The sequence below is a fragment of the Pseudomonas sp. OF001 genome, assembly GCF_904426495.1.
Taxonomy (GTDB): Bacteria; Pseudomonadota; Gammaproteobacteria; order Pseudomonadales; family Pseudomonadaceae; genus Geopseudomonas.
In genome coordinates, this window is the sequence record NZ_CAJGBM010000008.1 from 103199 (window position 1) to 113727 (window position 10529).

3 protein-coding genes are annotated in these 10529 nt (G+C 71.2%); 2 read left to right on the forward strand and 1 reads right to left on the reverse strand.

What is annotated here, in order from left to right; all coding sequences use genetic code 11:
* The first annotated feature begins 47 nt into the window (after positions 1–47).
* Entirely contained in the window at positions 48–5879 is a 5832-nt protein-coding gene (locus RA210_RS06510) for an SdrD B-like domain-containing protein (protein ID WP_201485794.1), read from the forward strand.
* A gap of 3 nt (positions 5880–5882) precedes the next feature.
* Complete coding sequence (locus RA210_RS06515) at positions 5883–9230, forward strand: SdrD B-like domain-containing protein (protein ID WP_201485795.1); 3348 nt, start codon at positions 5883–5885, stop codon at positions 9228–9230.
* Between the two features lie 20 nt (positions 9231–9250).
* Here the strand turns inward: RA210_RS06515 and RA210_RS06520 are convergent, their stop codons facing one another.
* Positions 9251–10216, reverse strand: coding sequence for a LysR substrate-binding domain-containing protein (locus tag RA210_RS06520; RefSeq protein ID WP_136489805.1), 966 nt, complete (start codon positions 10214–10216; stop codon positions 9251–9253).
* Positions 10217–10529: the final 313 nt, after the last annotated feature.

The window sequence follows — 10529 nt, forward strand, 5'->3', positions numbered from 1 at the left end:
CCCGGGGCCGACTCCGGCAATCCGTCCACGAGTTTCCGCGCCCCTCCATGCTGACTTCCGCCGACATGCCCGCAGTCGCGCTCGCCCATGGCACCCGCCGCATCCTGCGCGGGATCCTGTGCGGCCTGCTGCTGCTCGGTCTGGCCGTCGCTGCCTGGGCCGGCACCACCCCGTCGGCGGGCAGCCTGATCAGCAACCAGGCGCAGGCCGAATACCGGCAGACGGACGGCAGCCTGGTGCGCCTGCGCTCCAACACCGTGGAGACCGAGGTGGCGGCGGTGGAGAGCATCGCCCTGCTGCCCGACCTGGCGGTACGGAGTTCCGCCGGTGCGAGCGTCGCGCTCGCCCACACCCTGATCAACACGGGCAACGTCGCCACGACGCTGACCCTGCAGTTCGCCAACCGCAGTGGCGACGGTTTCGACCTCAACGATCTGGCACTGACCCAGGACCTCAACGGCAATGGCCTGGCCGACGCCGGCGAGCCGTCGCTGCCGCCGGGCAGCAGCCTGACGCTGGCCGCGGGCCAGCGCCTCTACCTGCTCCTCACCGCCCGCGTGCCCGCCGCGCTCGCCTACGGCCGCCAGGCGCTCCTGCAGCTGTCGGCGCATGGCGCGGCCGGGGCTTCGGCGCAGGTCGACGACAGCGTCACCATCGACTCCACGGTCGCCCCGCGCCTGGACAAGGAAGTCACCCCGCAGAGCGCGATCCCCGGCGCGACGCTGCGTTATCGCCTGGCGCTGAACAGCGGCGACGGCTGGCGGCCGAAGCCGGTGCTGGTGGATGGCGCCCTGCAGGAGCTGCTGCTGGTCCGCGATCCGCTGCCGACCAACACCGAGTTCGTCGCCTTCGTGGCCGGCGGCGGCGCCCAGGCGCTGTACCACCTGGCCGGCATGCCGCGCGACGAGTACCAGAGCCAGGCGCCGGCCGAGCGCGGGCGCATCGACGCCATCGCCTTCGGCTTCCCCGCTCCGGCGGCGCTGAGCCAGGCCGAACTGGAGTTCGACCTGCGCCTGGGCGCCGCGGCCAGCGGGACCGTCGTCAACACGGCGACGGTGGAAGGCCTGGTCGGCGCGCAGGAGCAGCGCGTCGAGTCGAATCCGGCCCGGGTCAGTCTGCCGGTCCAGCCCGGCGCCCTGGATTACCGCGACCCGCGGCTGGTCGACAAGGTCACCCTGAGCAGCAGCGGCCTGCCGCTCAACCTGCGCGCCGAGGCTGCCGCCTGCAACCTCGGCGCCGCGAGCATCGAGAGCTGGCCGCTGAACCTCAGCACGGCGCTGTCCGGCGACCTGGAAACCCTGACGATCACCGAGACCGGCCCCAATACCGGCATCTTCGTGCTGACCAGCGTACCGACCGCGCCCTGGCCGCAGAATCGCCAGGTCAGCAGCGACGGAACCGTGCAGGTCGCCTCCAGCGACACGGTGACCGCCACCCTGAGCTGCGCCGGGCAGACGCTGGTGGCGGCCGTGCTGATCGACCCGGCCGGCGTGGTGTTCGACTCGCAGAGCGGCGCGCCGCTGGCCGGGGCCACGGTGCGCCTGATCGAGATCGGCGCGGCCGGCGAGCGGCCGGCCACGGTGTTCGACTTCAATGCCCAGCCGGCGCCGAGCAGCGTGGTGACCGGCCCCGACGGCCGCTACGAGTTCCCCCTGGTGGCGGCCGGCGACTACCGGCTGGAAGTCACCCCGCCCAACGGCTACCGCTTCCCCTCGCAGGTGCCGGCGGCGCAGCAGCCGGCGGGCCGGCGCATCGGCGACGGCTCGTTCGGCGGGCGCTTCCGCGTCGATGCCGCGGTGCTCCTCGACGTTCCCCTCGACCCCGGCACGCTGTCCGGCCTGGCCCTGCAGAAGCAGGGGGCACGCAACAGCGTCGAGATCGGCGAGACGCTGCGCTACACCCTGCGCCTGAGCAACAACACCGGCCGGGTGCTGGACGACCTGGTCATCGAGGATCGCCTGCCGGCGGGCTTCACCTATCTGCCCGGCAGTACCCGCCAGGATCGCGAGCTGACGGTCGATCCGGCGCGCCTGCCGGGGCGCCGCCTGGTGTTCCGGGTCGGCAGCCTGGCCAGCGGCAGGAGCCTGCAGCTGGACTACACGGTCCGCGTCGGCAGCGGCGCCACCGCCGGCGACGGCATCAACCAGGCCCAGGCGCACAGCGGCGACGTTTCCTCCAACCTGGCGCGCTTTGCCGTGCAGATCGAGAAGGGCGTGTTCGCCGACGACGCCTTCATCCTCGGCAAGGTGTACGCCGACTGCGACCGCAACCGGGTGCAGGATCCCGGCGAGCCGGGGATCCCCGGCGTGCGCCTGTACCTCGACGACGGCAGCTTCGTGATCACCGACAGCGAGGGCAAGTACAGCTTCTACGGCGTGTCGCCGCGGACCCACAGCCTCAAGCTCGACCCCATCACCCTGCCGGCGGGCGCCGAGATGGAGACCATCGCCAACCGGCAGGCCGGCGATGCGCAGAGCCGCTTCGTCGACCTGCGAAACGGCGAGCTGCACCGCGCCGACTTCGCCACGGACTCCTGCGCGGCGCCGCTCCGCGAGGAGATCGAACGGCGGCGCAGCGTCGGCGAGACGCCGCCGGCGCGCAGCGAGGAGGAAGCGCTGACCGCGCACCTGCGCACCGAGGCGGCGCCGAACTACGACCTGCGCGCGCGCCCGGCCAGCGGCGTGCTCGATGCCGGTGGCCGGATAGTCGCCGAGACGCCGCTGGCGGCCTACGGGGCGGAGCGCGCGCGACCGGCACGCCTGAGCGAGGCGCCGGTCAGCCGCTCGCTCAGCGTCAGCCTGGAGAGCCTGCTGCTCAAGCGCAGCGACAACCGCTTCGGCTTCCTGGACCTGACGGACGGCGACACCCTGCCGGGCACCGACCTGTCGGTGCGCCTCGTCGGCCGCGATGGCGCCTTCTTCCGCCTGCTGGTCAACGGCGAGGAAGTGCCGAGCAGCCGGGTCGGCCAGCGGGCGCGCATGCCCAGTCGCCAGCTGCTGGCCTGGGAGTACATCGGCGTCAAGTTGAAGCCGGGCAGCAACCGGCTGCGCGCCGAGGCGCTGGACGCCTTCGGCAACCTGCGCGAGTCCACCGAGATCACCCTGATCGCGCCGGGTCGCGCCGGCAAGCTCCTGCTGGTGCTGCCGCCGTCGGGCGGGGTCGCCGACGGCCAGACGCCGATTCCGGTGATGGTGCGCCTGCGCGATGCCGACGACGTGCCGGTGACCGCGCGCACCCTGATCACCCTGGAGAGCAGCGCCGGGCGCTGGGACGCGGAGGACCTCGATCCGCTGCAGGAGGGCGTGCAGACCCTGGTGCAGGGCGGCGAGGCGCTGTTCGACCTGATTCCGCCGGCCGATCCCGGCAGCGCCCGGGTCCGCGTCAGCAGTGGGGTGCTCGAGGCCGAGGAGCGGCTGGCCTTCACTCCCTACCTGCGGCCGCTGGTCGCCACCGGGGTGATCGAGGGGGCGGTCGGCATCAATCGCCTGTCGGCCGATGCCATGGCCGCGGTCAGCCCCGAGGACACCTTCGAGCAGGACATCCGCCGCCTCAGCGGGGGCGGTGGCGACAGCCGCGTGGGCGCGCGCGGCTCGATGTTCCTCAAGGGCAAGGTCAAGGGCGACTACCTGCTGACCCTGGCCTACGACTCCGACAAGGACACCCGCGACCGCCTGTTCCGCGATATCGAGCCGGAGAGCTTCTATCCGGTCTACGGCGACAGTTCGATCAAGGGCTTCGACGCGCAGTCGACCAGCCCGCTGTACGTGCGCATCGACAAGGGCCGTTCCTACCTGCTGTACGGCGACTTCAACACCGCCGCCGATCCGCAGCCGGCCCGCCAGCTGGCCAACTACAGCCGCAGTCTCACCGGCGTGCAGCAGCACATCGAGACCGATCGCGTGGTGGTCAACCTGTTCGCCAGCCATGACAGCAGCCGCCAGCAGGTCAACGAGTTCCGTGCCCAGGGCATCTCCGGGCCCTACCGCCTGCCCGGCTCGGGCTTCCTGCGCAACAGCGAGCAGATCGAGATCCTCGTGCGCGACCGCAACCAGCCCTCGGTGGTCCTGGAAAGCCGCACGCTGACCCGCTTCGTCGACTACACCGTCGACGAGCTGGCCGGCTCGATCATGTTCAGCCGGCCGGTGGCCAGCGTCGACGCCAACCTCAACCCGGTGTTCATCCGCATCACCTGGGAGGTGGACAGCGGCGGCGAGACGTTCTGGGTCTACGGCGCCGATGGCCGCTACCGGCTCACCGAGTTCCTCGAGGTCGGCGGTTCGGTGGTGCGCAACGACGATCCGGTGGAGGGCTACTCGCTGTTCGGCCTCAACGCCACCGTAACCCTGGCCGAGGACCACAGCCTGACCCTGGAGGCCGCCCGCTCCGAGGAGGATCTGGGGAGCGCCGGCAACGCCTGGCGCGCCGAATGGCTGCGCACCGGTCGCGACGTCGAGGGGCGGGTGTTCGCCGCGCAGAGCGACGAGACCTTCAACAACCCCAACGCGGCGCTGAGCTCCGGGCGCCGCGAACTGGGCGTCAACGCGGCGGTGCGGGTGACCGAGCAGCTGCGCCTGAACGCCGAGGCGCTGCACACCGAGAGCCTCGACACCGGCGGGCGCCGCCAGGGCCTCTACGGCGGCACCGAGTATGCGCTGACGCCGCGCGTCACCCTGGCCACCGGCCTGCGCTACACCCGCGAGGACGAGGCCGCGCCCCTCGGCGAGAGCCTGGCCACCGGTGCGCGGGACGTCACCTCGGCCTACGGCAAGCTCGGCTGGAATCCCGACTTCCTGCCGCGCGCCAACGTCTACAGCGAGTACGAGCAGGACCTGTCCGCCTCCGCCAACCGCATGTTCGGCATCGGCGGCGACTACCAGATCAGCCAGCGCGGCCGCCTGTATGCCCGCCATGAACTGATCTCCAGCCTGAGCGGCGCCTTCGGCCTGTCCGAGCTGAGCGAGCAGCAGAACACCACGGTGTTCGGCCTCGACCACGACTACCGCGAGGACGGCAACGTGTTCAGCGAATACCGGGTGCGCGACGCCATCGACGGCCCCTCGGCCCAGGCGGCCATGGGCCTGCGCAACGGCTGGGCGCTGCAGCCGGGCCTGCGTCTGACCACCCAGTTCGAGCGGGTGCACCCGCTCGACGGCTTGTCCCAGGAGAACAGTGCCATCGCCCTCGGCCTGCACTACACGGCCAACCCGCTGTGGAAGGGCGGCACCCGCCTGGAATGGCGCGAGAGCGACACCGAGAACAGCCTGCTGCACACGGTCAGCTATGTGCGCCGGCTGTCGAGCGACTGGAGCTTCCTCGGCAAGAACACCGTGTCGCTGGTCGAGCGGCTGACCGACGACTCCGGGGACCTGCTGCGCAACCGCCTGCGTCTCGGTCTGGCCTGGCGGCAGACCGAGGTCAACCGCTGGAACTGGCTGGGGCGCTACGAGTCGCGCTACGACCGCGACGAGCAGGAGGACGAGCGCCGCCACGCCCACGTGCTGTCCAGCCACGTCAACTACCAGCCGCACCGCCAGTGGGTCCTGTCCGGCCGCTATGCCTTCAAGCAGGTGAACGACGACAATGGCGACGTCGACAACCGCTTCACCGGCCACCTGCTGTCCGGGCGAGTGCTGTACGACCTCTCCGAGCGCTGGGACCTGGGCTTCAACGTCAGCCGTCTGTTCGATCCGGGCAGCACCCAGTACGGCTACGGCGCCGAGGTCGGCTACCTGCTGGCGAAGAACCTGTGGGTGTCGGGCGGCTACAACTTCGCCGGCTACCACGACCGGGATTTCGAGGATGTCGACTACACGCAGCAGGGGCCCTATCTGCGCCTGCGCTTCAAGTTCGACGAAAACAACCTGCGCTGGCTGGAGTGAGCGATGAACCGGATGCTGCTGGGCCTGCTGCTGCTGGCCGTGGGGACGCTGGCCTGGGCCGAGGGCAGTCGCAACCTGCACCCGAGCGGGGCCTCGGGGCTGCGCGCCTGGCTGGAATACAACACCTCGGGACTGACGACCTTTGCCGGTATTCCGCGCAGGAACTCCATCGAGGTGTATGCCCAGGCCGGCGAGGTGATCGCCCTCGGCTCGAGCGCCCACGGCCTGGGCAGCACCGGTGGCATCCGCTACACCACACCGAGCGGCACGTCAGGGAACTGCATCGGCACGGGGCCGGGACGCATCGCCAACCGTACCGAGGAGGTGAACGGGCCACGCTATCCCGGCGGCGGCAACTCCGCCGGCTTCGCGCCCTGCTACGTGACGGTTCCGGCGGGGGAAACCGGCATCTGGCGCGTGGAGTTCCTCGGTCCCGACGGCGCTGCGACCAACCCCCCCACTGGGCTCTTGGCGAACGCCATCTGGAGCCAGCCGAGCACTGGCAGCCTGATCGCCGCCTGGGACGTGACGGTATTCCAGAGTGCCAGCAGCAACACGCCGCTGAGCGGGCGGGTATGGGCCGACTACCTGCCGCTGAACTCCGGCGGCAACGGCAACAACTACGTCTACCTGAACGTCTACGTGCTGAACAACGAGGGCTACCTGTTCAGCCAGCAGCAGGTGGTCGATCCCTTCGGCTACATATTCTTCGCCAACAATCGCGGCTTCCTGTCGTCCTCGACCGGCAATCCGGTGTTCAAGTCGCTGGCCACTTCCTCTGGCGTCCTGCAGGCCGGCTACAGCTTCCACCGTCCCGACCAGTCCGACTCCGGGATCAACGTCACCCACAAGACGTTCTTCAACCCGCCGGCGGCGGACCTGCCGAGCGAGGCCAGCTACTGGGCCGGCGGCGACGACTGGCTGCGTCTGGCGCTGCCGATCCTGCCGCCGCAGGTCGAGGACGTGCGCTTCGTCGGCAAGGACGGCACCAGCGGCCAGGCGGCCGGGGTCAGCGGCGGCGGCGGCACCTTCTACTACACCAACTCGGCCAGCGAGACCCTGTCGGTGCGCATCGTCATTCCGCTGAGCGCCAACGGCGTCAACGTCGACCGGGTGCTGACCGGCGTCGCCCCGCCCGGCGAGGGCAGCCTGGTGTGGGATGGCCTCGACGGCGCCGGCAACCCGATCTACACCAGCGGCACGCTGTCCTACAACTTCACCGCCACCCTGTTCGGTGGCGAGATCCACTTCCCGTTCTTCGACGTCGAGCGCAGCCAGCGGCTCACCGTGCGCCGCCTGAACGGGCCGTCCGCCAGCCAGTGGCCCGACGACCTGCTGTACTGGGACCATTCGCTGGTGGCCGGCAGCGGGCAGCCGGTGCCGCTGACCAACCTGGAGGGGCTGTCCAGCAGCAGTTCGCCGGCGATGAGCTACAGCGGCACCTGGGGCAACGAAAAGGGGCTGGATGCCTGGACCTACGTGCCCTCCGACCAGCCGGCGGTGTCTTCCGAGGTGACCGTGCGCACCGCCGACCTGCGCATCGTCAAGACCGCCGATTTCGCCCCGGTGGGGCGCGGCGGTGCGGTGGCCTACACCCTCACCGTGGACAACCTGAGCAGCGACACCTTCGCCCGCGATGCGCGGGTGCAGGACAGTTTCGCCGCCACCCTGTCGGGGCTGCGCTGGAGCTGCGAGATCGTCGAGCCGGGGCTGCTGCCGGCGGATCAGGTATCGGCATGCGCCACGGCCAGCGGCACGGGCAACCTGGACGCGCTGGTCAGCCTGCGTGCCGGCGCCCGGGCGGTGTTCCGCATCCGCGGCACGCTGTCTGCGGCGGCCGGGGCGACGCTGTCCAACACCGCCACGGTGTCGCGGGCGGCCGATGCCGCCGACCCGGCGCTGGCCAACAACACTTCCACGGTGGTGATCGCCACCGAGCCGGGCCATGCGATTTCCGGCCAGGTCTACGAGGACCTGCAGGGCAACGGCGTGCGCGACGGCGGCGAGGACTGGGCGGCCGGCGCGCCACTGTGGGTCAGCCTGGTCCGCGATACCGGGGAGGTCGTCGAGTCGCTGCAGGTGAACGCGGGGGCCGGCACCTATGCCTTCGCCGGGGTTCCGGTCGGCCCCTACCGGCTGCTGGTGACCGATGCCGAGCTGTCGGCGAGCGTGGCCAGCCCGGCCGGCTTCCAGTTCGTCGCCCCGGTCTCCGGCCGTCTCGACCTGGTCGTGGCCGGCGCTGCGAGCGGGCAGGACTTCGGCCTGCGGCGTGGCGGCAACCTGCTCGAGGGGCGGGTGTTCGAGGACAACGGCGCGGGAGGCGGCATCGCCCACAACGGCATCCCGGATGGCGCCGAGAGCGGCCTGGCCGGCGTCAGCGTGCGTCTGCTCGATGCCGGGGCCACGCAGCTCGCCGAGACCCGGACCGCGGCGGATGGCTCCTACCGCTTCATCCTGCCGGCGACTGGCGGCGATCTCGAAGTGGTCGCCGACACCCCGGCCGGCTTTCTCTCCATCAGCGAAAGCGCCGGCAACATCGCGGCACCGGACAATCCCTCGCCGTTCGACGATCGTCTGCGCTTCACCCCGGCGGGCGGCAGCTACCAGGGCGTGGACTTCGGCGACGTGCGCGAGCCGGTCCTGGCGCCGGACCAGGTGCGCTCCTCCGCGCCGGGCAGCACGCTGTACCTGCCGCACACCTTCACCGCGCCCAGCCGCGGCAGCGTGCGATTCGCCGTGGCCGACCCGCTGCCGAATCCGGACATTCCCGGCTGGGATACCCGGCTGTTCGGCGATGCCAACTGCAACGGCAGCCTCGACGCCGGCGAGGCGGTGCTGGGCGCCGCGCTGGCGGTGAGCGCGGGGCAGCGCCACTGCCTGCTGCTGCGCGTGCTGGTGCCCTCGGGAGCGCCGATCAACGCCCAGTGGCGGGCCGCCTTGCGTGCCGAGATGAGTTATGCCGACGCGGCGGACCAGCCCCTGCGCAGCAGCGCACGCAGCGTGCAGGACCTGGTCACGGCCAGCGAGCGCGAGGCGCTGGTCCTGCTCAAGGCGGTCGACCGGGGCACGGCGATGGCCGGGGACGTGCTGACCTATACGCTGACCTATCGCAATGCCGGCGCCGACAGCGTCAGCGATGTGGAGATCCGCGACGCCACCCCGGCCTATACCGTCTACGTCGGCGGCAGCGCGGCGTGCCGCCTGCCGCTGCCGGCCGGCATCGCCAGCTGCACGACCAGCGAGGCGCCTGCCGAGGGCGGCGTCGGTGCGGTGGTCTGGCGTCTCGGCGGCGCCCTGCCGTCGGGCGCCGAGGGACGGGTCGAGTACCGGGTGCGGGTGGAGGGGATGTGAGCGGCCGCCCCTCAGGCCGGCTACGGAGCGAGGATGCCGCGCGCCTGGCAGTGGGGCAGCTGTTCGCGTAGGAACTGGATCAGCGCGCGCACCGCCTGGGGCACCATCCGGGCGGGCGGCGTCATGGCCTGGATCGGGCAGGGGGCGGGCTCGAAGTGCTCCAGGGCGAGCTGCAGCCGGCCCTCGTGCAGATCGTCGAGGCAGGCGTACAGCGGCAGCTGGGCGAGGCCGAGGCCGGCCCGGGCGGCGCTGCGCAGCGCCGTCAGGCTGTGCGACACGTAGCTCGGATTGCCGCCGGCTTCCGTGGCGTCGCGCAACTGCCAGGCTTCCGGCGCATGGGGCAGGCCGAGGCTGAGGAAACGGCTCTGGTCGACCTGTTCGGGGCTCTGCGGCTGGCCCAGTTCCTCCAGCAGGGCGGGGCTGGCCACGCAGACCAGACGCAACTGGGCGAGGGGGTGCAGCACCAGCTCGAGGCTGTCGCCGGGCACTGCGCCGAGGTTGAAGGCCAGGTCGACGCGCTGGCTGAGCAGCTCCCGCACGCCGTCGCCCGGGCTGAGGGCGATGCGTACCCGGGGGTGGAGCATGGCGAAGCGGGCGAGCGGCTCGGCCAGCAGCTCCTCCACCAGAGGGGGGGTGCAGATGCGCACCAGCCCGCAGGGCTCCTCGAGGAACTGCTGGATGCTGCTTTCGGCGGCCCGGGCGGCGCGGAGCATGTCCTGGATGTGCTGGAAGACTTCTTCGCCGGCCGGGGTCACGGTGAGCGTGCGGGTGCTGCGCAGCAGCAGCTGGCTGCCCAGGCGCCGCTCGAGTTCGATGATGCGCCGGCTCAGGCGCGACTTGCTGATCCCGGTCCGCTTGGCGGCGGCGGAGAAGCCGCCGGATTCGATCACCTGGGCGAGCAGGTAGAAGTCGGTGAGGTTGTCGGTCGTGGCGATGCTGACGGAGGCGCGGGGCGCGTCGAGGGGGTTGCTCTGGCTGCGGGGCATTTTCTATCCGTGAATATCCTCGTGCGGATCGCAAGGGGCAAGGCGACAGCGACACGCATGTTTTTAGTTATATGTAAATGATAGCATATCGCCATTATTTTGGCGATATGCTGGATATTTCTTTTTTGCGCATGCGTTGCGACGAAAAACAGGCGTTCTTGTGGTGGCGGCGGCAGATTGCCGCCGCCACGCGCTCGACTGGCGTGCCGGACAGGCGGACAGGCGTGTGCTTCCGGCGGCGGATTGCCGGCGGAGCGGGGGGGGGGGGGGGGGGGGGCGGGGGCGGGGGGGGGGGGGAGGGGGGGCGCGGGGG